20 protein-coding genes and 1 pseudogene are annotated in these 20,614 nt (G+C 71.2%); 11 read left to right on the top strand and 10 right to left on the bottom strand.

Annotated features, from left to right (window positions below; genetic code table 11):
- Window positions 1-3: 3 nt before the first annotated feature.
- Window positions 4-1,440: a BTAD domain-containing putative transcriptional regulator gene (locus ACFOY2_RS47000; RefSeq protein WP_379534667.1), complete on the bottom strand. Its 1,437-nt coding sequence runs from the start codon at window positions 1,438-1,440 to the stop codon at window positions 4-6.
- A 91-nt stretch (window positions 1,441-1,531) separates the two neighbouring features.
- On the bottom strand, window positions 1,532-2,725 hold the full coding sequence (locus ACFOY2_RS46995) for an MDR family MFS transporter (protein ID WP_379534666.1): 1,194 nt from the start codon (window positions 2,723-2,725) through the stop codon (window positions 1,532-1,534).
- 59 nt (window positions 2,726-2,784) lie between these two features.
- Here ACFOY2_RS46995 and ACFOY2_RS46990 point away from each other — a divergent pair, with 59 nt between their 5' ends.
- Window positions 2,785-3,747 carry a DUF5937 family protein gene (locus ACFOY2_RS46990; protein ID WP_379534665.1) on the top strand — a complete coding sequence of 321 codons (963 nt, stop codon included), beginning with the start codon at window positions 2,785-2,787 and terminating at the stop codon, window positions 3,745-3,747.
- Between the two features lie 6 nt (window positions 3,748-3,753).
- On the opposite strand, the gene ACFOY2_RS46985 is transcribed toward ACFOY2_RS46990, so the two are convergent.
- Both ACFOY2_RS46985 and ACFOY2_RS46980 read right to left on the bottom strand, forming a co-directional pair.
- Complete coding sequence (locus tag ACFOY2_RS46985) at window positions 3,754-4,752, bottom strand: terpene synthase family protein (protein WP_379534664.1); 999 nt, start codon at window positions 4,750-4,752, stop codon at window positions 3,754-3,756.
- A 56-nt stretch (window positions 4,753-4,808) separates the two neighbouring features.
- Window positions 4,809-5,354, bottom strand: a complete 546-nt coding sequence (locus ACFOY2_RS46980; RefSeq protein WP_379534663.1) for an EF-hand domain-containing protein — start codon at window positions 5,352-5,354, stop codon at window positions 4,809-4,811.
- A 152-nt stretch (window positions 5,355-5,506) separates the two neighbouring features.
- Here ACFOY2_RS46980 and glnA point away from each other — a divergent pair, with 152 nt between their 5' ends.
- Window positions 5,507-6,868 carry a type I glutamate--ammonia ligase gene (gene glnA / locus ACFOY2_RS46975; protein ID WP_379534662.1) on the top strand — a complete coding sequence of 454 codons (1,362 nt, stop codon included), beginning with the start codon at window positions 5,507-5,509 and terminating at the stop codon, window positions 6,866-6,868.
- Between the two features lie 39 nt (window positions 6,869-6,907).
- Here the strand turns inward: glnA and ACFOY2_RS46970 are convergent, their stop codons facing one another.
- Window positions 6,908-7,507: an AAA family ATPase gene (locus ACFOY2_RS46970; RefSeq protein WP_379534661.1), complete on the bottom strand. Its 600-nt coding sequence runs from the start codon at window positions 7,505-7,507 to the stop codon at window positions 6,908-6,910.
- Between the two features lie 501 nt (window positions 7,508-8,008).
- Here ACFOY2_RS46970 and ACFOY2_RS46965 point away from each other — a divergent pair.
- Both ACFOY2_RS46965 and ACFOY2_RS46960 read left to right on the top strand, forming a co-directional pair.
- Entirely contained in the window at window positions 8,009-8,722 is a 714-nt protein-coding gene (locus tag ACFOY2_RS46965; protein ID WP_379534660.1) for a PaaI family thioesterase, read from the top strand.
- A 108-nt stretch (window positions 8,723-8,830) separates the two neighbouring features.
- Window positions 8,831-9,016 carry a hypothetical protein gene (locus ACFOY2_RS46960; RefSeq protein ID WP_379534659.1) on the top strand — a complete coding sequence of 62 codons (186 nt, stop codon included), beginning with the start codon at window positions 8,831-8,833 and terminating at the stop codon, window positions 9,014-9,016.
- A 182-nt stretch (window positions 9,017-9,198) separates the two neighbouring features.
- Here ACFOY2_RS46960 and ACFOY2_RS46955 read toward each other — a convergent pair whose 3' ends face one another.
- Window positions 9,199-10,056, bottom strand: a complete 858-nt coding sequence (locus tag ACFOY2_RS46955; RefSeq protein WP_379534658.1) for an alpha/beta hydrolase — start codon at window positions 10,054-10,056, stop codon at window positions 9,199-9,201.
- A gap of 38 nt (window positions 10,057-10,094) precedes the next feature.
- On the opposite strand from ACFOY2_RS46955, the gene ACFOY2_RS46950 reads away from it, so the two are divergent.
- Window positions 10,095-10,778 (top strand): type 1 glutamine amidotransferase, encoded by a 684-nt coding sequence (locus ACFOY2_RS46950; protein WP_379534657.1) that lies wholly within the window; start codon window positions 10,095-10,097, stop codon window positions 10,776-10,778.
- Here the strand turns inward: ACFOY2_RS46950 and ACFOY2_RS46945 are convergent.
- The gene (locus tag ACFOY2_RS46945) at window positions 10,756-11,292 is read right to left on the bottom strand and encodes an HXXEE domain-containing protein (protein ID WP_379534656.1); all 537 of its coding nucleotides are present in this window, start codon (window positions 11,290-11,292) and stop codon (window positions 10,756-10,758) included. The genes ACFOY2_RS46950 and ACFOY2_RS46945 overlap by 23 nt on opposite strands.
- 82 nt (window positions 11,293-11,374) lie before the next feature.
- On the opposite strand from ACFOY2_RS46945, the gene ACFOY2_RS46940 reads away from it, so the two are divergent.
- The 5 genes from ACFOY2_RS46940 to ACFOY2_RS46920 all read left to right on the top strand — a co-directional run bounded on the left by ACFOY2_RS46940 (window position 11,375) and on the right by ACFOY2_RS46920 (window position 17,647).
- Window positions 11,375-14,296 carry a bifunctional [glutamine synthetase] adenylyltransferase/[glutamine synthetase]-adenylyl-L-tyrosine phosphorylase gene (locus ACFOY2_RS46940; RefSeq protein ID WP_379534655.1) on the top strand — a complete coding sequence of 974 codons (2,922 nt, stop codon included), beginning with the start codon at window positions 11,375-11,377 and terminating at the stop codon, window positions 14,294-14,296.
- Window positions 14,297-14,343: 47 nt separating this feature from the next.
- Complete coding sequence (locus tag ACFOY2_RS46935) at window positions 14,344-15,378, top strand: hypothetical protein (RefSeq protein ID WP_379534654.1); 1,035 nt, start codon at window positions 14,344-14,346, stop codon at window positions 15,376-15,378.
- Window positions 15,379-15,411: 33 nt separating this feature from the next.
- Complete coding sequence (locus ACFOY2_RS46930) at window positions 15,412-15,933, top strand: GNAT family N-acetyltransferase (protein WP_379534653.1); 522 nt, start codon at window positions 15,412-15,414, stop codon at window positions 15,931-15,933.
- 10 nt (window positions 15,934-15,943) lie between these two features.
- On the top strand, window positions 15,944-16,684 hold the full coding sequence (locus tag ACFOY2_RS46925) for a B3/B4 domain-containing protein (protein WP_379534652.1): 741 nt from the start codon (window positions 15,944-15,946) through the stop codon (window positions 16,682-16,684).
- 150 nt (window positions 16,685-16,834) lie between these two features.
- Window positions 16,835-17,647, top strand: a complete 813-nt coding sequence (locus ACFOY2_RS46920) for a YwqG family protein (RefSeq protein ID WP_379534651.1) — start codon at window positions 16,835-16,837, stop codon at window positions 17,645-17,647.
- A 4-nt stretch (window positions 17,648-17,651) separates the two neighbouring features.
- Here the strand turns inward: ACFOY2_RS46920 and ACFOY2_RS46915 are convergent, their stop codons facing one another.
- From ACFOY2_RS46915 to ACFOY2_RS46905, 3 genes are all read right to left on the bottom strand, one after another.
- Entirely contained in the window at window positions 17,652-18,014 is a 363-nt protein-coding gene (locus ACFOY2_RS46915; RefSeq protein WP_379534650.1) for a YybH family protein, read from the bottom strand.
- A 164-nt stretch (window positions 18,015-18,178) separates the two neighbouring features.
- Complete coding sequence (locus ACFOY2_RS46910; RefSeq protein WP_379534649.1) at window positions 18,179-19,309, bottom strand: methyltransferase domain-containing protein; 1,131 nt, start codon at window positions 19,307-19,309, stop codon at window positions 18,179-18,181.
- 17 nt (window positions 19,310-19,326) lie between these two features.
- Window positions 19,327-20,052, bottom strand: a complete 726-nt coding sequence (locus ACFOY2_RS46905; RefSeq protein ID WP_379534648.1) for an SPASM domain-containing protein — start codon at window positions 20,050-20,052, stop codon at window positions 19,327-19,329.
- Between the two features lie 116 nt (window positions 20,053-20,168).
- On the opposite strand from ACFOY2_RS46905, the pseudogene tnpA reads away from it, so the two are divergent.
- Window positions 20,169-20,581: pseudogene (gene tnpA, locus ACFOY2_RS46900) on the top strand (IS200/IS605 family transposase).
- Window positions 20,582-20,614: the final 33 nt, after the last annotated feature.

The raw sequence follows: 20,614 nt of genomic DNA, 5'->3' as shown, positions 1-20,614 counted from the left end.
TCGTCAAAACGACGAAAAGTGCGCCTTTTCCCCGGGAGTCACCAAACCTGACTCGTAGGCGGCCATCACCAACTGCGCCCGATCGACCAGATCGAGGTGTTCGAGCAGCGCCTTCACCAGCCCCGCCACCTCTTCCTCCGGCAGCGCCAGTGTCCGCCCGATCTGGTGGTTCGACAGGCCGCGGGCGACGAGCTTCAGCACGTCGAGCCGGGCCTCGGACAGCCCGGCCAGCGCCGGGGGAGAGCCGGGGTCGCCGCGCCCGGCGAAGGCGGAGATCAGCCGCGTGGTGACCGCGGGGTCGATGAGCGCGTCCCCGGCCGCGGCCGCCCTGATCGCCGCCAGGAACTGCTCGGGCGCCGAGGTCTTCAGCACGAAGCCGCTCACCCCCGCACGCAGGGCCGCGTACAGGTTCTCGTCGCTGCCGAACGTCGTCATCATGACCACCTTCGGCGGCCGGTCCTCGGCCAGGATCCTGCGGGCGGCGGCCAGCCCGTCCAGGTGCGGCATCTGGATGTCGAGCAGCACCACGTCGGGCCGCGTCGCGCGGACGCCCGCGATGGCCTCCTCGCCGTCGGCCGCCTCGCCGGCCAGCGTCACGCCCGGCTCCGCGCCCAGCATCGCCCGCACCCCGGCCCGGACGAGCGCCTGGTCGTCGGCCACCAGCACCCGCAGCGCGGCGGACTCCTCGGGGACGGGCTCCTCCATGCGCTGGGCGAGCATGTCGGCCTCCAGGATCCGCAGCCCGGCCGACAGGTCCAGGCCCAGCTCCTCCCGCCACACCGAGCGCGCCCTGCGCAGCGCCGCCAGCGCCTCGCCCTGGCGCCCCATCCGGTACAGGGCCACGGCCAGCAGCCGCCAGGCCTCCTCCCGCAGCGGGTACGCCGACGCGTGCGCCTCCAGGTCGGCCGCCAGCGACGTCGCCCTGCCCAGCGCGAGCCCGGCGCCGGCCCGCCGCTCGACGGCGATCAATCGCAACTCCTCCAGCCGCGCCGCCTCCGTCGCCGCCCAGCTCAGCTCGCCGAACTCGGCCAGCGCCGGCCCGCGCCACAACCCCAGGGCGGTGTCCATGGCCGCCCACACCTGGGCCGCGGACCCGTCGGTCTTCACCAGGCTCTCGAACCGCCAGGCGTCCACCTGCTCGGCCGCCGCCCGCAGCGCGTATCCGGGCGTCGCGGAGACCAGCACCCCGGCCTCCTCGCGGGGCGCGCGGGCCGGTTCGAGGGCGCGGCGCAGGCGGGAGACGTAGCCCTGGATCGTGGACAGGGCCTGCGCGGGCGGGTCGCCCGGCCAGAGTTCGTCGATGAGGGTGCTCACGGGCACGGCGCGGCCGCCGGCCACGAGCAGGCGCGCGAGCACCGCCCGTTGCCGCTGGCCGCCGAGGTCGAGTGGGGTGCCGTCGGCCCAGGCCTGGAACGGTCCCAGCGCGGTGAAGGTCAACATGTCAGGCGTAACTGTAGAGGCAGAACGTGTCCGGGTATATGGCGAAACCTCACAGGAAGATCCGCGCGGACGCCGGCGGGCCGGAGTTCTCTCAACGGCGCCGGATCGCAGGGCCGAGCAGCAGCATGCCCACGGCCGAGACCGCGCCGATCCCGCCGATCGTGAACCACAGCGCCTCCATGCCGATCTCCAGCAGCGGCCCGCCGATCAGCGGGGCCAGCACGGCCGCCAGCGACCAGGCGAAGCCGAACAGCCCCGCGTAGCGCCCCCGCAGGTCCGCCGGCGCGAGTGTGGCCACGATCGCGCCCGGGATGCCCGCCGTGACGATCTCACCGGCCGTCCAGACGACGAGTGTCGCGGCCAGTCCGAGCGTGTCGGTGACGAACGCGGTCATCGCGAACCCGGCGCCCATGACGGCCACGCCGAGCGCCAGCGTGCGGGCCGGATCCCTGCGGCCCAGCCAGCCCGACACCAGCGGCTGAACCAGGACGATCAGCACCCCGTTCAGCGCCATGGCCAGCCCGAACTGCCCCGGCGTCAGCTTCACGACATTCGTCATCGCCACCGGCAGCATGGTCATCGTCTGCGAGTAGACCAGCGCCATGCCCAGCATCGCCAGCGTGAAGCCGACCATCGTGCGGTCGCGCAGCACCACCCCGAACCCGCCGGCCGACTCCCGCGCCTGCGGCCGCGTCTCGGGCACCGCCCGCCACACCAGCACCGCGAAGACCACGCTCGAGACCGCGTCGATCCAGAACAGCCAGACGAACCCGAGCCCCGCCAGCCAGCCGCCGGCCGTCATGCCGACCGCGTAGCCCAGATTGATGCCCCAGAACAGCAGCCCGTAGGCCCGGGGCCGCTCCGCGGGCGAGACCAGGTCGGCGACCAGGGCGTTCGAGGCGGGCCTGTAGACGTCGATCACCAGGCCGAGCACGAACATCGAGGCCACGATGGCCGGCAGCGATGAGCTGTAGCCCAGCGCCAGCATGGTGGCGGCGGTGAGCAGCATGCCGCCCGACAGTGTGGCGCGGCGGCCGATCCGGTCGGTCAGCACGCCCGCGAGCAGTTGCGACAGTAGCGAGCCCGCGCCGAACACGCCCATGACCAGGCCGGCCACGGCCAGCGACAGGCCGCGGCTCTGGGTGAGGTAGACGCCGGTGAAGGGCATGACCATGGTGCCCAGCCGGTTCACCAGCGTGCCTCCCCATAACGCCCAGAACGCGCGGGGCAGGCCGCCGAGTTTGGAGTGGAGGAAGGAGGGCTTCTCGATCGTTGTGCTCGACACCCACAAAGAGTGATATTTGAGCTTTTGCTGGGGCGAACGATTTAGCGCACACTAAAAGGATGTCCATCAGCTGGGTCATGACGTCGGGCGACGTCGCGCGCATCCGCTTCGCGTTCTCCCCGGTGTGGGAGCTCGTCGCCAGCCTGCGCACCCTCCAGGGGCCCGCCAGGCAGTCGATCCACCTGCCGTGGCTCAAGGCCGTCCGGCCCCGGCTGGCCGGGCTGGACCTCGCCGAGCTGTTCGCGCTCGTGCCGCCGTCGGGCTACATCGCCGACTTCGTCACCCCGCCGCCCGACACGCCGATGCCGGAGTTCGCCGCGGAACTCGACCGGGTCAGGCGCACGCCGCCGGAACGGGCCCGTGCCGAGGCCGCCAAGGTGCGGGGGGCGGACCCGGCGGCGCTGGCGCGGTTCACGGCCGACCCCGAGGCCGGCGTCGCCAGGGTCGCCGACACGCTGGAGGCGTACTGGCACGGGTGCTTCGCCGAATTCTGGCCCCGCGTGTACGGGCTGCTCGAACGCGACGTCCTGCGCCGCTCGCGGCAGCTCGCCCAGGGCGGGGCCCGCGAGCTGTTCGCCGGGCTCGACCCTGCCGTGGTGTGGACGGGGGAGCGGCTGCTCATCGACCGGCCCTGGTGTGATGCGGGCGGCCTGCACGGCGACGGGCTGGTGCTGGTGCCCAGCGCGTTCTGGGGGCCGACCGTGGCGGTGATGACGGCCCCCTACCAGTCGACGCTGGTCTACCCCGTGCTCGGCGTCGGCACGCTGTGGGAGCAGGGCCCGCCGCCCGCGCCCGGCGCGCTGGCCAAGCTGATCGGCCGCAGCAGGGCGCAGATCCTGCTCGCGCTGGCCGAGCCCGCCACCACCAGCGCGCTGGCCGGGCGCATGGCGCTCACGCCGGGCGCGGTCAGCCAGCACCTGTCCGTGCTCAGCGGCGGCGGCCTCACGGTGGGGATGCGGGTCGGCAAACAGGTCGTCTACCGCCGCACCCCCGCCGGGGACACACTGGCCGGAGCCCCGTGAGCGCCCTCACGCGTACCGTTTCGACTCCAGGAGCCAGTCGAGGTGGGCGCGCGGCGCGGCCAGGTAGGCGCAGGCGACCTTGCTGACGTCCCTGGCCTCCTTGGGCTCAAGGTCGTCCAGCGGCAGCCGCCTGGCCGCCTTGTGCATGTCCTGGCAGCGGCCGGCGATCCGGTCGAGAACCCAGGCGGTCGCCTCCCGCTCGCCCAGCCCGAGCTGGCGCATCGCCAGCACCACGAAGTTGTGCACGTCGCCGCGCTCCTTCGGGCGCGAGGCCACATCGTTGCACCACGCGGTCACATCGCTGCAGGCGCGCACGAGCTGCTGCCACGGCTCGCTCTCCTGCACCCACGACGGCACCTCCACCCGCAGGCACGGCTCGACCAGGTCGTACAGGTACGGGCCCACCGTGCCCCTGCGCAGCGCCGGATACTCCTCCAGCGTCGGCATCCGGCCCGCCGCCCGGTTGTCGGCCTCGGTACGGCAGGCGTCGTACTGACGCTGCAACCCCACCGCGAACCTGGCCCGCCACCGGTCGCTCATCCGCGCGCTCGTCACCCGCCACAGATCCGCGAACGCGGCCTCCAGCGGATGCCGGGAAGCGCCGTTGAGCATGCCGGGGAAGATGTCCAGCGGGCACGACCCCTCGTCCAACTCGTCATCCAGGTGGAACAGCCACGTCAGCCACTGCGCGAACAGCGCCGCCGCGGCCGCGTCGAACTCGGCGAACGCCCGGCCCGCCATGCGGTGGTAGCCGACGCCAGGATCGGCGCGCAGCCCCGTCCGCCTGGCCCAGTCGATGACGGCGGCCTCGATGGCGTAAACGGCCGGGTGCATCCGGCACGGGGCCGCCATCGCGGGCACCCGCTCGGTCAGCGGCAGCAGCGACAGGGCCGCCGAGCCGCCCCTGCGGGGCAGCGGCAGCAGCGAGGTCAGCGCGGAACGCAGCGCGGTGCGCACCGTGGCCAGCACGGTGGTGCTCATGGACGTGCCCACAACGGTCTTCACGGGACTCCTCACCGGGCTCTTCACCGGGCTCTTCACCTGGCTCTTCACTGGGCCCTTCACAGAGGCCCGAAAAGCCAGTTGCCCGTGGCGTTCGGGTCGTCGCTGCGGTAATAGTCGGACGCCGCCAGGACCAGCTCCTCCACGGTGAGCGTGCCCCTGGCCTCCCGGTCGAGCCGGTCGAAGGCCTCGTCCACGTCGTCGTAGGCGACCCCGAACGCGCACAACATCGTCCGGAACTCGCCCGGACCGATCCGGCCGTCCCTGTCGGCGTCGCACAGCTCCGCCACGGCCACCGTCGCCGGTTTGAAGATCGGCTCGTACTGGTCGCCCGTGACGAAGGCGGCCGTCATGGCGGTGCGGAAGTCAGGGCGCGCGATGCCGAAGTCGCCGTCGCGGTCCAGCGTGCGCGACAGGGTGGACCAGATGCCGTCGAAGCTGCTCACCAGGCTGGCCCCGGTGACCGAGGTGGGGGATTCCCCGAAACCCACCAGGATTCTGGCGCCCAGCCCCAGCAGATCCTCGCGCTCGACGACGCCGGTGCCGCTCGCGTCGATGTGGTCGAACGCCCGATCGAGTTTGTGATTGAGCAGGTCGATAGCCACCAATGCCTCCCCCGAGACTGACTGCGTGATCACAGTAAGTCGGGGCGGGCCCTTTGTCAGCGAGGCTCGCACCGGCACCCCCCGTAACGTGTGCGAAACACGGACACGGCATCCTGGATAAGAGACCCGTACTGTCTTCTTGAGGGGATGCCTTGGACCGCCAGCAGGAGTTCGTGCTCCGCACGCTTGAGGAACGCGACATCCGGTTCATCCGGCTCTGGTTCACTGACGTGCTCGGCTTCCTCAAGTCCGTCGCCATCGCGCCCGCCGAACTCGAGGGCGCCTTCGCCGAGGGCATCGGGTTCGACGGCTCGGCCATCGAGGGGTTCGCGCGCGTCTACGAGTCCGACATGCTCGCCAAACCCGACCCGGCCACCTTCCAGATCCTGCCCTGGCGCAGCGAGACGCCGGGCGCGGCGCGCATCTTCTGCGACATCCTCATGCCGGACGGCTCGCCGTCCCACGCCGACCCGCGCTGGGTGCTCAAGCGCACGCTCGCCAAGTGCGCCGACATGGGCTTCACCTTCTACACCCACCCGGAGATCGAGTTCTTCCTGCTGAAGAACCGCCCTGAGCCGGGCCAGCGGCCCGAGCCGATCGACTCCGGCGGCTACTTCGACCACACGCCGCACAGCTCCGGTCACGACTTCCGCCGCCAGGCGATCATGATGCTGGAGTCGATGGGCATCTCCGTCGAGTTCAGCCACCACGAGGGCGCGCCCGGCCAGCAGGAGATCGACCTGCGCTACGCCGACGCGCTGACCACGGCCGACAACATCATGACCTTCCGCCTGATCATGAAGGAAGTCGCGCTGGAGCAGGGCATCTGGGCCTCGTTCATGCCCAAGCCGTTCACCGAGCACCCGGGCTCCGGCATGCACACGCACATGTCGCTGTTCGAGGGCGACAGGAACGCCTTCTACGAGGCCGGCTCCGAGTACCGGCTGTCCAAGATCGGCCGGTCGTTCATCGCCGGGCTGCTCAGGCACGCCGCCGAGATCACCGCCATCACCAACCAGTGGGTCAACTCCTACAAGCGGCTGTGGGGCGGGGCCGAGGCCATCGCGGGCCAGGGCGGTGAGGCGCCCTCCTACGTGTGCTGGGGCCACAACAACCGCTCGGCCCTGGTCCGGGTGCCGATGTACAAGCCGCACAAGGGCGGCTCGACCCGCATCGAGTTCAGGTCGCTCGACTCGGCCTGCAACCCCTACCTCGCCTTCGCGCTGATCCTGGCCGCGGGGCTCAAGGGCATCGAGGAGAGCTACGAGTTGCCCGCCGCCGCCGAGGACAACGTCTGGACGCTGACCAGCGCCGAGCGGCGGGCCCTCGGCATCCAGCCGCTGCCGGGCTCGCTCAACGACGCGATCGCCGTCATGGAGCAGAGCGAACTGGTGGCCGAGACGCTGGGCGAGCACGTCTTCGACTTCTTCCTGCGCAACAAGCGCTCGGAGTGGCGCGAATACCGTCGGCACGTCACCGAGTTCGAGCTCGGCCGCTACCTGCCGGTCCTCTGAGCCGCGCGGCGGGCGGATTCCGCCCGCCCGCCCCGGCCGTTACTCCCTGCGGGAACGGGGTGCGCCGGACGCGTCGAACACGATGGCCTCCAGCAGGTCCGCCTGCGCCCGGCTGACGACGTACGCGCCGCTCGCGGGGGCCGGGTCACCGCCCGTGACCTGCGTGATCAGAGTGTTCCATCGGCGCTCGTGGCGGGCGAACGTCCTCGGCTGCACCACTCTGCCCCGTGCCTGCTGGCCCGCCAGCGCCTCCCTGGCCGGGGCGTCCAGCAGGAGCAGGTGCAGGCTCGCGCCGCGCCTGCGGGCCAGCCAGGCGAAGCCCTTGAGCACGTACGGGCCGCAGCCCCTGTTGTGGGCGACGACCGAGTGGCCGCGGGCCAGGGCCTGGCGGATGCGCCGCAGGTGGGTGACGAACACCACGGCCCTGCGTACCGGGTAGGGCGCCCAGGTGAGCCTGCCGTACCAGTGGCGCCTGGACTGGGCCGAGTCGATCACCACGACCGCGCCCGCGGTGACGGGCAGGGTCTCGCCGCCGTGCAGGTTGTACAGGCGCTCCAGCAGGGTCGTCTTGCCCGCGCCTGGAAGCCCGGTCACGATGACCAGGGATTTGGGCGGATACCGCAACATCGCCCCCTGCACGGGCTCACCCCACCATTCGTCTCGTTCTGTCGGTGCCTTGCGGCGTCAGCATAGGACGCCTGCCTTACAGCCTTGCCAAGGATGGAGGAAGACGCGCACTACGGGCCGTAAGCGTTGCCAACGAGCAGGGCGGAGGCGAGGAGCGTGGGGCGATCTTGGGGGAACGGGTGCGGGAGGAGGGAAAGGCGGGATAAAGTGCCTCCTGACGCCTTGATCGGCCTCACTCCTGGAACACGTGTGGAGTGAGGCCGATTTTCGTTGCTTCTGACCCCCGTGTCACATCCACGCGATGTCCGGCCCCTAGCGTCCCAGGTACCCCTGGTGACGGGACGGCCGGAGCGGGCTGGGAAGTTTCGACCTCGTACTAGGCGTTACGCAGGAGTACTGAGCGGCCTCAAGGACCCCCAGCCTCTCGCTGAACCGGGAGTCCAGTAAAATCGGCCTGCTCATTATGATATTTCAAGACTTGTCGCCAAGCGTGGCGATATTGGAGGGTGTGGCATGACGACGGCTGCCCTGCAGACCGTGTTGACCGTTCCCGAGCGTTTCCGGGGCCCGGCAGGCGTCGCCAATGGCGGCTGGATAGCGGGAACCATGGCGGAGGCGCTGAACGGCGGTCGATCAGCCGTCGAAGTGACGCTGCACGCCCCCACCCCGCTGGAGACCGAGCTACGCCTGGAACACATGGCCAACTCCGTCTCCCTGCTCGACGGCGAGGCGTTGCTGGTCGAGGCCATCCCCGTGGCCGAGGACCTGGAGGGGCCCGGGTTCGTGCCGTTCAACGACGCGGCCCGCGCCGAGGCCGGGTTCGCGGGGCTGAAGGCGCACCCGTTCGCCGAGTGCTTCGCCTGCGGCCTGCGTGAGCCGGGCGACGGCCTGCGCATCTTCCCCGGCCCCGTGGCGGGTACGGACCTGGTGGCGGCCGGCTGGCGGGTGCCGTTCACGGTGACGGGCGAGGACGGCGTGCCCGCCTCGATCGTCGGCGCCGTGCTCGACTGCATCACCGGCTGGGCCCACTTCGGCCCCGGCGAGAGCGCCCTGCTGGGGCGGCTCGCCGTGCAGATCCACCGCCCGGTCCACCCTGGCGGCCGCTACTCCGTCGTGGCCCGCCCGACCGGCACCGACGGGCGCAAGATGTTCGGGCAGAGCGCCATCTACGAGGCGGACGGCACGCTCGTGGCCGCCGCCCGCGCCACCTGGATCGCTCCCCGCTGACCACGGCGGCACGGGACCCCGAGCGAGGGTCCCGTGCTCGGAAAGCGGTCCTGAAAGCCGGGAATCGACGCCTATGCGCAGTGTCGCGACGCCCCGTAAAATCGCTCTATGGCGGGCACAGGCACCCACACTGCAGCTTGGATCGCCGCATGGATCGGGGGCGGGTGCACGCTCGTCGCCGCGTTGATCGGCGCCTACGCCACTCTGGCGGCCCAGGGTTTCCTGCGCCTCGTGAGCACCAAGGGTGCCGGAAATGTGGGCATGCAGATCGACGCCGTCATCTGGGAGCACTAGGCGGGTCACTCGTCGTCGCTGACGGAGGCCATCGACGAGGGGTGACTGGATGACCCGCCTTCATCGCGGAGGCCAGGGCCAGTTCGCCGCCCGTGCTGCGTTACCTGGGGCGCGTCCCTGATCCTGGCCTTGGCCGTCAGATCCTCTACCGGTCGCATGCGTTTCGGTGGTTCGGTGGCACATCAGGGTGAGATGAGCCGCGTCACGACGGTCGAGGCGCAGCGGTCGTCGAACAGGATCGTGTAGTGGTTGCAGTCCGGCACCACCTCGTCGCTCAGCCGGGGCAGGCGGGCGACCCAGGGCAGGGCCAGGTCGTCGGGCAGCATGCCGACGTCCTGGTTGAGCAGGCCGCGCGGGGCCCGCAGCAGGCGAATCGGGGCGTCGATCTCCTGGAGGGCCGCGCCGATCCGCTCCGGCTCCAGGAACATCCACCGCCCGTCCTGCCGCACCGCCTCCTCGACGGTGCGCGAGCGCAGCCCCCCCTCGGGTCCGGTGAGGTCGTAGCGGACGTACGCCTCGACGTCGTCGTTCCAGTGCCCGGCGAAGGCGGGGTGCGCCTTGAAGAAGTCCACGTACGCCTCGGCGGACGGGAACGTCTGCCGCAGCCGCGCCAGGGCCGGTCCCAGGGTGGACTCCAGGGCCTGGTCCGCGTCCGAGCCCTCGGGCGGCGAGGGCAGCGGGAGGCCGCCGTCCACGAGCACCACCCGGGCGAAGTCGTGCCGCGCGGCGGCCAGCGCGGCCACGTACGCGCCCATCGAGTGGCCGGTCAGCACCGTGCCGGGGCCCGCCCCGACGTGCTCGGCCACCCGCAGCACGTCCTCGGCGTGTCTGGGCAGCCCGTATGGGCCCGGCAGCGCGGCGCTGTGCCCGCGTCCGCGCAGGTCCATGGCCACCAGCCGCCACCCCTCCGGGAGCCGCCGTCCCACCGCGCCCCAGGCCATGAGCGAGGCGGTGATCCCGTGGACCGCGATGATCAGGTGCGGCCCTTCGCCGAACGTGGCAAATCTTGTGCCGTCGACCTCGTTCACCTCAAATGTCATAACCGGAGCATTTCACCTCAAATGAGAGAGTGCTGGATATGCGCATCACCGTGATCGAACATGAGGCCGACGCCGGGCTCGGCTACCTCGCCGGGTGGCTGGGGCCCGGATGCGAGGTCGTGCGGCCGTACCTGGGGGAGGAGATCCCCATGCGGGCGGCGGACGGGCTCGTCGTGCTCGGCGGCGAGGCCGCCGCCTGGGAGGACGAACGCAGCCCCTGGCAGCCCGCCACCCGCGACCTGCTGCGCAGAGCCGTCGACGAGGGCACCCCGACGCTGGGCGTCTGCCTGGGGGCGCAGTTACTCACCATGGCCTGCGGCGGCACGGTCGAGCGGGGCGCGAACGGGCTGGAGGTGGGCCTGCGCGAGGTGGTCGCGCTGCCGGCCGCCGCCTCCGACCCGCTGCTGGCGGGCGTGGGGGAGTGCGTGGCCGTGCAGTACCACCGCGATGCCATGACGCGACTGCCCGAGGGCGCGGTGCCGCTGATGACCGGACGGCAGTACCCGAACCAGGCCTACCGGCTCGGAGAGGCGGCCTGGGCGGTGCAGTTCCACCCCGAGGCCACGCCGGAGATCTTCGCGTCGTGGACGCACGCGTCGGGGCTGGACGCCGCCGAGGAGCTCAACACCGAGGTCAAGGCCGCGGAGAAGGCGCTGATCGCGACCTGGCGCCCGGTGGCGGAAGCCTTCGCGCGGGTGGTCAGCACGAGCGCCCGCGCCTGAGCTGCCGCCGGTCCGCGCGTTTGGTGATCGCGTGCGCCAGCCCGTGGACGCCCCCGAGCACCAGCGGCAGCAGGGCCGCCGCGTGCGCGTTCCCCGCCTCCACGGGCACCCCGGCCGCGCGCAGCCGTCTCAGGGCCCACACCGTGAACGGGATCACCACCACGGGCGCGGTCACCGCTCCTGGCGTGTATCCCCGGTAAAGGGCCGCCTGGGCCAGATGTCCCACCCCGTGCGCCCCGAACCCGACCAAGGCGGCCTGGAACACACCGCTGCGCCCGCCCGTGCGCGCGCCGAGCGCCGCGGCCCCGGCCATGACCCCGCCCATGAGCCCGATGGCCACGTTCACGTGCCGCTGCGAGACCTCCAGCCGCTCCCACGGAACCCCGGGGAAGCGCTCCTCCAGTCGGGGCCGCGCCGCGCGGAGCCAGCCCGCCATCGTGGCGAGCTCCTCCGCGTCGTGCACCGCCCACGCGGCCAGTAATCCCCAGGTCACCGTCGCGGGAACCCGTCCCATGCCCGTCTCCATCCAATAAAGTGCAACGCAACGTTGCGTTCTAGGCTACGGGAAATCGCGGGAGAGCTGTCAAGATGGAAGGGTGCCCAGGATCGAATCCACCGCAGCCAGGCTCGCCAAGCGCGGTTTCGCCGACGGTGCCAGGGCCGCCCAACTCCTCCGGCACGCGGAGACCGGCATGGAAGACCTCCTGGACTCCCTGGTGGACGTGGCCGACCCCGACCTCGCCCTGGCGTCGCTGACCCGCCTGGCCGAACGCGAGCCCGCCGTCCTCGACACCCTGCGCGGCGACGAGCGGCTGAGAACCAGGCTCCTTTCCGTGCTCGGCGTCAGCGCGGCCCTCGGCGAGCACCTGGTCCGCCATCCCGGCCAGGTCGCCGGCCTGGCCGCGCCCGACCTGGGCGACGCGCGGGCGGGGCTGCTGCGGGCCGTCGGCGCCGAGCCCGAGGAGGCCGAGCCGCGCGCCAGGACCGAACACGCGCTCGTGGCGCTGCGCGTGGCCTACAGGGAAAGGCTGCTGCACCTGGCCGCGCGCGACCTCACCGGCGAGACCACCCTGAGCGAGGTCACCTCCGAGCTGTCCGACCTGGCGGGCGCGGCGCTGGAGGCGGCGCTGGCCGTCGCCAGATCCGAGGTCGACGACGGCGAGGTGCGCCTGGCGGTCATCGGCATGGGCAAGTGCGGCGCCCGCGAGCTCAACTACATCAGCGACGTCGACGTGATCTTCGTGGCGGAGCCGCGCGAGGGCGCCGACGAGGCCAAGGCGCTGCGCACCGCGACCCGGCTGGCCCAGGCCATGATGCGGGCCTGTACCGTCACCACCTCCGAGGGCTCGCTGTGGGAGGTCGACGCCGGGCTGCGGCCAGAGGGGCGCTCCGGGCCGCTGGTGCGCACACTCGGCAGCCACCTGGCCTACTACCGCCGCTGGGCCAAGACGTGGGAGTTCCAGGCGCTGCTGAAGGCCCGGCCGCTGGCAGGCGACCTGGAGCTGGGCAATGCCTACGTCCAGGCGGTCGACGACCTGGTGTGGACGGCGGCCACGCGTGAACACTTCGTCGAGGACGTCCAGGCCATGCGCCGCCGCGTCGAGGCCCATGTGCGCGGCGAGGGGGAACGCCAGCTCAAACTGGGCCCAGGCGGGCTGCGGGACATCGAGTTCGCGGTGCAGCTCCTGCAACTCGTGCACGGCAGGCTCGACCCCCTGCTGCGCCGCAGGGCCACGCTCCCGGCGCTGGCGGCGCTGTCCAGGGGCGGCTACGTCGGACGCGACGACGCGCGGGGGCTGGCGGAGGCGTACGCGTTCCTGCGCCAGGTCGAGCACCTGCTGCAGCTGCACCGGCTGCGGCGCACCCACATCGTGCCGGACGACGAGGCCGACCTGCGCAGGCTCGGCAGGGCGCTCGGCATGCAGACCGACCCGGTGGGGGAGTTCACCGCGCGGTGGCGGCGCCACGCCATGGAGGCGCGGCGGCTGCACGAGAAGCTGTTCTACCGGCCGCTGCTGCAGGCCGTCTCGCGCCTGCGCGAGTCGGAGGCGCGGCTGTCGACCACGGCGGCCAAGGCCAGGCTGGAGGCGCTCGGCTACGTCGATCCGGCCGGGGCGCTGCGCCACATCGCGGGCCTGGCCACCGGGGTCTCCAGACGGGCGGCGATCCAGCGCACGCTGCTGCCGGTCATGCTCGGCTGGTTCGCCGACACGCCCGACCCGGACGCGGCGCTGCTCGGATTCCGGCAGGTCAGCGACAAACTGGGCAGCACACCCTGGTACCTGCGGCTGCTGCGCGACGAGACGGCGGTGGCCTCCAGGATGGCGCGCGTGCTCGGCACCAGCCGCTACGCGACCGGGCTGCTCATGCACGCGCCCGACGCGGTCGCGATGCTCGGCTCCGACGAAGAGCTCGCCGTACGCCCGGCGGAGACGCTGCTCGGCGAGGCGTCCGCCGCGGTGTCCAGGCACGCCGGCGACCCGGTGACCGCGGTGACGGCCGTGCGGGCGCTGCGGCGCAAAGAGCTGTTCCGTACGGCCGTGGCCGACATCTCCGGGCTCATCGACATCGAAGGAGTCGGCGGCGCCCTGTCGGCGCTGAGCGACGTGACCCTCCAGGCCGCGCTCGACGCCGCGCTGACCAAGGCCCCGGCCGTGACCTCCTTCGCGATCATCGCCATGGGCCGGCTCGGCGGCATGGAGTCCTCCTACGCCAGCGACGCCGACGTCATGTTCGTCCACTCGCCGCTGCCGGGGGTCGAGGAGCGCGAGGCCACCGACGCCGCCTTCGCCGTCGCCAACGAGCTGCGCCGGCTGCTGTCGCTGCCCGCCCCCGACCCGCCGCTGATCATCGACCCCGACCTGCGCCCCGAGGGCAGGCAGGGCCCGCTGGTGCGCACGCTCGCCTCCTACCGCGCCTACTACTCGCGCTGGTCGTCTCCGTGGGAGTCGCAGGCGCTGCTGCGGGCCAGGTTCTCGGCCGGTGACGCCGCGCTGGGCAGGGAGTTCATCTCCATGATCGACGAGCTGCGCTACCCGCAGGGCGGCCTGCACGACGACGCGGTCAGGGAGATCCGCCGCCTCAAGGCCCGCATGGAGGCCGAACGCCTGCCGCGCGGCGCCGACCCGGCCCTGCACACCAAGCTCGGCCCCGGCGGCCTTTCCGACGTGGAGTGGGTGGCCCAGCTCCTCCAGCTCCGCCACGCGGGCACGCTGCCGTCCCTGCGCACCACCCGTACCCTCGACGCCCTGCGCGCTGCCGTGTCCGAGGGCCTGCTCGCCCCGGCCGACGAGAGGGTGCTGGCCGAGGCCTGGCGCTTCGCCTCCCGCATCAGAGACGCGAACATGCTGGTCAAGGGGCGGGCGGGCGACAGCGTCCCGCGCGAGTCCGGCGAGCGCAAGCTGGTCGCCCAGACGCTCGGCTACCCGCCGGACGGGTCGGAGGACTTCCTGGACGACTACCGGCGGGTGACCCGGCGGGCGCGACAAGTGGTGGACCGGGTCTTCTACGGAGAATGAACCCGCCGTCATTGCGGCGTCGTGCCCCGCGGGTGTATCAAAGCGCGGTGCTATCCGTTTACCTGGATCTGGCCCTCGGCCTGGTGATCTCGTTCCTGCTGCTGTCGTTGCTGGTGAGCGGGGTCAACGAGGCGTTCGTACGGTTACTCGCCATCCGCAGCAAGTTCCTGTGGGCCTACCTCAGGGACACCATGGACGGCTCGGACGCCGACGGGAAGTCCTGGCTGCCCGCCAAGGTCCGCGACGTCTTCGCGGCGCTGCCGTTCGTCCGCGACCCCCGTCCCAAGCACAGCGACCAGCCCGCGCCCCCCGAGCCCGGGGCGCTGCCCACGCAGGAGAACAAGGCGGACGACACCCTGGTCAACCTGCTCTACCAGCGGGTTCAGGAAATCGATCACCCCAAGAAGGGGCGCACCAGCATCGCCAACCTCCCGCCCGGCCGGTTCTCGGTCGCGCTGATGGAGCTGGCCGCGACCGAGCCCGACGGCGTCGAAGGCTTCCTGGGCAAGCTCAAGGCGATGCGCAGCCCGCTCCACGGCCACCTGCAGGGCGTGTGGGAGGCCTCGCAGCGCGACCTCGACCGCTTCAGGCAGGGGGTCGAGACCTGGTTCGACGGCGAGATGCAGCGCCTGTCCCTGCTCTACAAGCGCTACGTCAAGTGGGTCCTGGCCGTGCTCGGCCTGCTGGTGACGCTGCTGTTCACGATGGACGGCCTCGAATACGCCAAGACGCTGCTGCGCGACAACGCCTTCCGCGCCTCGGTCACGGCCGTGGCGGGCTCGGGGCAGAACGCCTACGACGAGCTCAAGGCGCGCTGCACCGGCGGCGACCCGGTGCCGTGCGTCACCGAGACGCTCAGCCAGCCCGCCCTGGTCAGGATGCTCGACCAGGCGCTGGTGAGCGTGTCGTTCCCGGAGCAGGGCGACCCGAGCCTCCACTGGAACGGCGGCCCGTGGTGGGACCGGCTGACCACGCCAAGCCACTGGCCGGGGTTCCTGCTGACGTACGTGGCGCTGCTGTTCGGCGCCCCGTTCTGGTGGGACGTCTTCCGCCGGATCACCGGCATCAAGTCACGGCGCTGAACCGCCGTTCCGGCGGCGGCTATCGTTTGACTGATGGAGACGAAACGGTTGATCATGCGCAGGTGGCGAGAGGCCGACAGGGCGCCGTTCGCCTCGATGAACGCCGACCCGGAGGTGATGGAGCACTTCCCGTCCCTGCTGACCCCGGAGCAGAGCGACGCCATGGTCGACAGGATCGAGCGCGACTTCGACACCTACGGCTACGGCCTGTGGGTGCTGGAGGAGCGCGAGAGCGGGCGGTTCATCGGGTTCACCGGGCTGGTGCTGCAGTCGTTCGACGCGCCGCTGCTGCCCGCGGTGGAGATCGGCTGGCGGCTGACGCGTCCCGCCTGGGGGCACGGGTACGCCACCGAGGCGGCGCGGGAGGCCGTCCGCTACGCCTTCGACGAGGCCGGGCTCGACGAGATCGTCTCGATGACGGCCGAGCGGAACACGCGCTCGCGGGCCGTGATGGAGCGCCTCGGCATGACCTACGCGGCCGGCTTCGACCATCCGCTGGTGGCGCGGTTGACCCCGCTGTCACGACACGTCATCTACCAGCTCAAACGCCCGTAGCGGGGCGCTCATGGGCGCGAGTATCGTGATCGACGTGTCCGACCAGGCGCTCATGCGTTTCCAGCATTCCGATGACATGTGGCGGGATTTCCCCGAGCTCGTTCCCGGGGTGATCTTCGCCAAGGGCGTCAGCGCGGACGTCTCCGTGTCCGGCCAGGTCGCCCGCTTCGCCGAGATCGCAGCCAAACGCCTGGCCACCGCCACGGAGGGCGAACTGCCGGAGATCCAGGCGTGGCGGCGGGCGTTCTCGCAGATGGGCCTCAAGCCGACGCAGTACCGCTGCGCGTCCGAGTCGCTGCTGCGCCGCTTCAGGAAGGAGGGCGCGCTGCCGCGCCTGCACCCCCTGATCGACCTCTGCAACGCGGTGTCCATCGCCTACGCCGTCCCGGTGGCGGTGTTCGACGTGTCCAAGATCTCCGGGTACGTCGAAGTCGGGTACGCCACCGGCGACGAGACCTACCTGACCTTCTCCGGCGAGAGCGAGCACCCGCCGGCCGGGGAGGTCGTCTTCGCCGACGCCGCGTCGAGGGCCCATGCCCGCCGCTGGAGCAACCGGCAGAGCGGCCACTCGGCCGTCCGCGACACGACCACCGACGTCCTGATCGTCGCCGAAGCCCTGCACGGCACGGCCCTGGCCGACATGGAGTCCCTGACGACCACGCTCGCCGACGAACTGAGCGCCATCTGGCCGGGGACCCCGCGCTCGGCGATCCTGAGCGCCTCAGAGCCCCGCTTCGAGTTCACGCCGTAACGCCGCCCGGCGCAGGCCGGTGCTCGGTGCCGCCTGCGCATCGGCCCGTCATGGATGGATGCGGGCGCGACCCTTCGGCGGCCTGCTGGCGCTGGGCGCGCTGCGTGCGCACCGTTCCGTTTGTGATCAGACTCGGGCAGGATGGGCAGCATGCGGGGATGGATGCTGGATTTCGCCGAGTACGTCCGGGAGCTGTTACCCGAAGAGCTCGCCGAGCCGTTCATCGCCCTGGCCCGTCCGGCCATCCGGTTGTCGATCGCCGAGGATCGAGAGACCGTTGTCGGTCGGCTGGGCGGACTGCCTCGGCTGCCCGAGGGGATGCCGTGGCCCCGTGCCGGCGGGGGCGGTTCCGCGATGCAGTTCCTGGCCGAACTGGACTGCGCGGCGCTCGCGGCGTACGAGTCGGACATCGGCCTGCCCGCCGAGGGCGCGCTGCTGTTCTTCGCCACCTGGGACGGCGCGGCCGCGCACGTGATCCTGCTGCCTCCCGGGGCCGTTCGTGTGCCCGAGCGCGAGGTGCCCGTCAGCGGGGAGGCGCGGGTGTTCTCGGAGGTCCCGCTCGCCGCCGAGACCGTGTGCACCTGGCCGACGCGCGGCCACGACGACCTCGTCAAGCTGGGCGATGAGCTCTGGGACCGCGTCGTGGGGGAGGAGCCCTGGGAGGTGTTCGCCGACCAGCTCGCCGAGTTCGCCGAAGCGGAGGGCGGTCGTGCGCACCAGGTCGGCGGCTATTCCGACGCCCTGCACTGGCCGATCGAAGCCAAGGCCGCGTACGCAGCCGGGCTTAACCTGCGGGATCCCGGCTTCGCGGCGGAGGCCTCCCAGTGGGTCAACCTGCTCCAGCTCGACGAGGACAACGGGATGATCTTCGGGGATGGGGGTATCCTGATCTTCGGCATCCGCCGGGACCGGTTAGCCGCCTGCGACTTCACCAAGATCTTCCCTTATGTCCAAGGCCACTGACTCACTAACCCAGAAGGCTGGGCTGATCGATCACCCACAACCACGTGCCGTCATCTTGACGGCGAGCCACCTCGACCGTGACACCGCCATCGGGCAAGCGCACCGAGGTAAGCGCCAGATCGCCGTTACGCAGCGTGGGCTGCTGCCGCCCAGGGGCAAAGGTGGGTCCATCGGCGACCAGGCGCTCATACGCCTGACGGATCTCGTCGGCCCCCTGAGCGACCCGGCCGCCCGGCAACGCCAGCACCGCGTCCGGTTCGTACAGCGCCACCAGTCCTTCGACATCGCCCGCGTTGAGCCGCTCGACGATGTACCGGCTGAGGTCCTCGGGTTGGACGGCACGCTTCCGAACGTCATCAATGGTCATTGCCTGTAACTCCCATCAGATCAGAGCAAACTGCCTCAGACGGCAAGTGATCATGCCAGGTAGGTACGACAAACCATCCCTACCAGAGACCCGCAGCCCTAGCCGGGGCAAGGGCTGCGGGACGTTACGGGGAACGGCCCGCAGCGGGGAAGGTCGGTGTGGGGCTATTGGCCTATGGGCGCCGTCCAGTCCCCGCGCCGGAGGGTGATCATTCCCTCCGGGGTGATGGTCGCCCGCGCGCCACGGAACGGCAGTTCGCCGTGACGGATCCACCGGTCCCTGACCGCGTCCAGGTAGGACCAGAGCCTGCGGGGGCCGGACTGGTGCACGGTCACCATGCCGCCGCGTTCCTCGGCACGGGCCCATGACCCATCGGGATGAGCCATGAGTGCGACGCGGTCGCCGTTGTCGGTGATGTAGCGGTGCTCGATGCCGGGGGCGATGAGCTCCAGCATCGTGCCCACGTCCCAGGCGTTGACCACGTCCAGCACCGGGTATCGGCTGGATTCGACGTTCTCGCCCTCCTCGACGCCTGCGCGCTCGAGGAGGGACTGATCACGGGCTGGGTAGTCGGCGCCGGCCCGGGCGCGCATGAACCCGGCACGGTCGTACTCGACCCGGCCGACCGCGCCGCCGTCCTCCTGCTTGTCCGCGGTGAGGATGAGGCTGGTGCCGGTGATCGTGGTCGCCAGCCGTCCGCCGGTCTTCAACGCGGCCAGCCACGAGGGCGGAACCGGTCTGACCGACACGGTGGCGACGATCCGATCCCCTTCCCAGTCGAGCGGGCCGGTCGCGTCGCCGGTGATGATGCGCGGCTTGTAGCCGTTCTTCTCCAGCCGGGCGGCGGCTGCCTCGTTGAGGTAGGGGTCCACGTCGATCGAGGTGACCCGGGCAGCGCCGAGACGGTTGCAGAGGACGGCGGTGCCGTATCCGCTGCCGGTGCCCACGTCCAGAACCGTGCACCGGTCCCCGATCGAGGCGTGCCGGAACATCTGGGCGATCAGGCCGGGCAGCGTGGACGACGACGTCGGGGAGCCGTCCGCGCACGCTCCAGGTTCGGCGTGGTCGGCGTGCAGGTTGCCCACCCTGGTCACGAGCGTCCAGTCGCGGTAGACGGCGGCCAGCCACCGGTCGTGATCGCTGTCGCCATCGCGCAGCTCCCACCCGTCGCGGGTATTCGCCCACCATCGGGGGACGAACGTGTGGCGCGGCGTGGTGGCGATCGGCTCCCGCCAGCGCGACCCCGGCGGGGTCGCGCTGGCGGCAAGCGTGGCCGCGTGGTCTTTCCACTCCATGAGGCAGTATCCCGTGCTCATCGCTCGCCACTCACGGCGCGGACCTGGAGAGCCCGGATGACGGGCAGGACGAGCGCGTTGCCCTCGCATTCGGTCGAGGCGGGCGGGCAGTCGTTGCCGTCTGACGCCGGCGGGCACTCTGACACCGGCGCGCAGGGCGGCTTGTCGCCGCGGCGAGGCACCATCGTGACCAGTTCGCGCCAGACGGGCCCGGTCAGGATCTCGCGGAGGTCGGTTTCACGGACGTTCCCGGCCGAAGGCAGGAACCGCGACATGACGCATATCCGGACGTCCCCGTCTGGGGAGACGGCAGCGCGGCCGTTCCCACACTGGCCGCACAACTCGTTGACGTTCGCCTGGATGTTCATCTCCTCGGCGGCGCGGCCGATGCCGCGCATCCGGTCGACTGGGGCGAGTTGGGGGACGCCGAGGGCTTGCATCTCGGCGTGCGCTTTGTCGGCGCGCTGCCCGTCGAACAGTTCGACGATGGCGACCTTGATCGGGATGGCACGTTCCAGCGCTTCGGCGATCGCGGCCCGCGTCCGTGCGTGGGAGCCGGGACGGCGGGTGACCCTGTCGTGCAGCTTCGCCACGTCGCTGTAGTACGACGTGGCCAGGGTGACGTTCGGCCGGGAGTACAGCTCCCACTGCGCGTCGGTGACGAGGTACAGGTTGGAGAACATCTGCGACTCCAGGCCGACGCCGAGGGCGAACTCAGCGAGCGGGACGAACTCGGGGTGCATGGTGGGCTCCCCACCGATCGGAGATCTAGGGCGCGGACCCCTGGCTTCAGCCATGGGGTAAGCCCTTCTGTCGAATCTTTGAGCGGTAGATAGATCAACGCTGTATGTTGATCTGCGTGGCGGTGACCTTGCGTCAACAGCCGCGCACGAACAGCAATATCGCCTTCCAGCGCGCCTTTCACGTGGTGTGGTGCCCCAAGTACCGCAGGCGGGTGCTGGGCGGACGGATCGAGGCGCGGTTGAAAGAGCTGATCCGCGAGGTGATCGAGGAGAAAAGGGGGCATGGCTGGTGGAGATGGAGATCATGCCCGGCCACGTTCACCTCCTGGTGGAGGTGGATCCGCAGTTCGGCATCCACAAGCTGGTCAAGGCCATCAAGGGCCGCTCCTCCCGCGCCCTGCGTCAGGAGTTTTCGAGTTTGACGTCGAAACTGACGGCATTGTGGACCAACTCCTGCTTCGTGGCCACCGTGGACGGCGCACCCCTGGATGTGATCAAGCGGTACGTCGAGAACCAGAAGAACCGGTGATGGTGGATGCTGACCGGACGTCAGTACCGTCTG

The organism is Nonomuraea purpurea (assembly GCF_042650645.1).
GTDB classification, from domain to species: domain Bacteria; phylum Actinomycetota; class Actinomycetes; order Streptosporangiales; family Streptosporangiaceae; genus Nonomuraea; species Nonomuraea purpurea.
This window is presented reverse-complemented; position numbering and strand designations above follow the sequence as displayed.

Bases quoted from the DNA above. Each gene is read 5' to 3' on its own strand.
- ACFOY2_RS46990 (WP_379534665.1), top strand. From the start codon at position 2,785: ATGTCCATCAGCTGGGTCATGACGTCGGGCGACGTCGCGCGCATCCGC.
- ACFOY2_RS46965 (WP_379534660.1), top strand. From the start codon at position 8,009: ATGACGACGGCTGCCCTGCAGACCGTGTTGACCGTTCCCGAGCGTTTC.
- ACFOY2_RS46950 (WP_379534657.1), top strand. From the start codon at position 10,095: ATGCGCATCACCGTGATCGAACATGAGGCCGACGCCGGGCTCGGCTAC.
- ACFOY2_RS46945 (WP_379534656.1), bottom strand. From the start codon at position 11,292: ATGGGACGGGTTCCCGCGACGGTGACCTGGGGATTACTGGCCGCGTGG.
- ACFOY2_RS46920 (WP_379534651.1), top strand. From the start codon at position 16,835: ATGCGGGGATGGATGCTGGATTTCGCCGAGTACGTCCGGGAGCTGTTA.
- ACFOY2_RS46960 (WP_379534659.1), top strand. From the start codon at position 8,831: ATGGCGGGCACAGGCACCCACACTGCAGCTTGGATCGCCGCATGGATC.
- ACFOY2_RS46910 (WP_379534649.1), bottom strand. From the start codon at position 19,309: ATGGAGTGGAAAGACCACGCGGCCACGCTTGCCGCCAGCGCGACCCCG.
- ACFOY2_RS46955 (WP_379534658.1), bottom strand. From the start codon at position 10,056: ATGACATTTGAGGTGAACGAGGTCGACGGCACAAGATTTGCCACGTTC.
- ACFOY2_RS47000 (WP_379534667.1), bottom strand. From the start codon at position 1,440: ATGTTGACCTTCACCGCGCTGGGACCGTTCCAGGCCTGGGCCGACGGC.
- ACFOY2_RS46930 (WP_379534653.1), top strand. From the start codon at position 15,412: ATGGAGACGAAACGGTTGATCATGCGCAGGTGGCGAGAGGCCGACAGG.
- ACFOY2_RS46915 (WP_379534650.1), bottom strand. From the start codon at position 18,014: ATGACCATTGATGACGTTCGGAAGCGTGCCGTCCAACCCGAGGACCTC.
- ACFOY2_RS46925 (WP_379534652.1), top strand. From the start codon at position 15,944: ATGGGCGCGAGTATCGTGATCGACGTGTCCGACCAGGCGCTCATGCGT.
- ACFOY2_RS46905 (WP_379534648.1), bottom strand. From the start codon at position 20,052: ATGCACCCCGAGTTCGTCCCGCTCGCTGAGTTCGCCCTCGGCGTCGGC.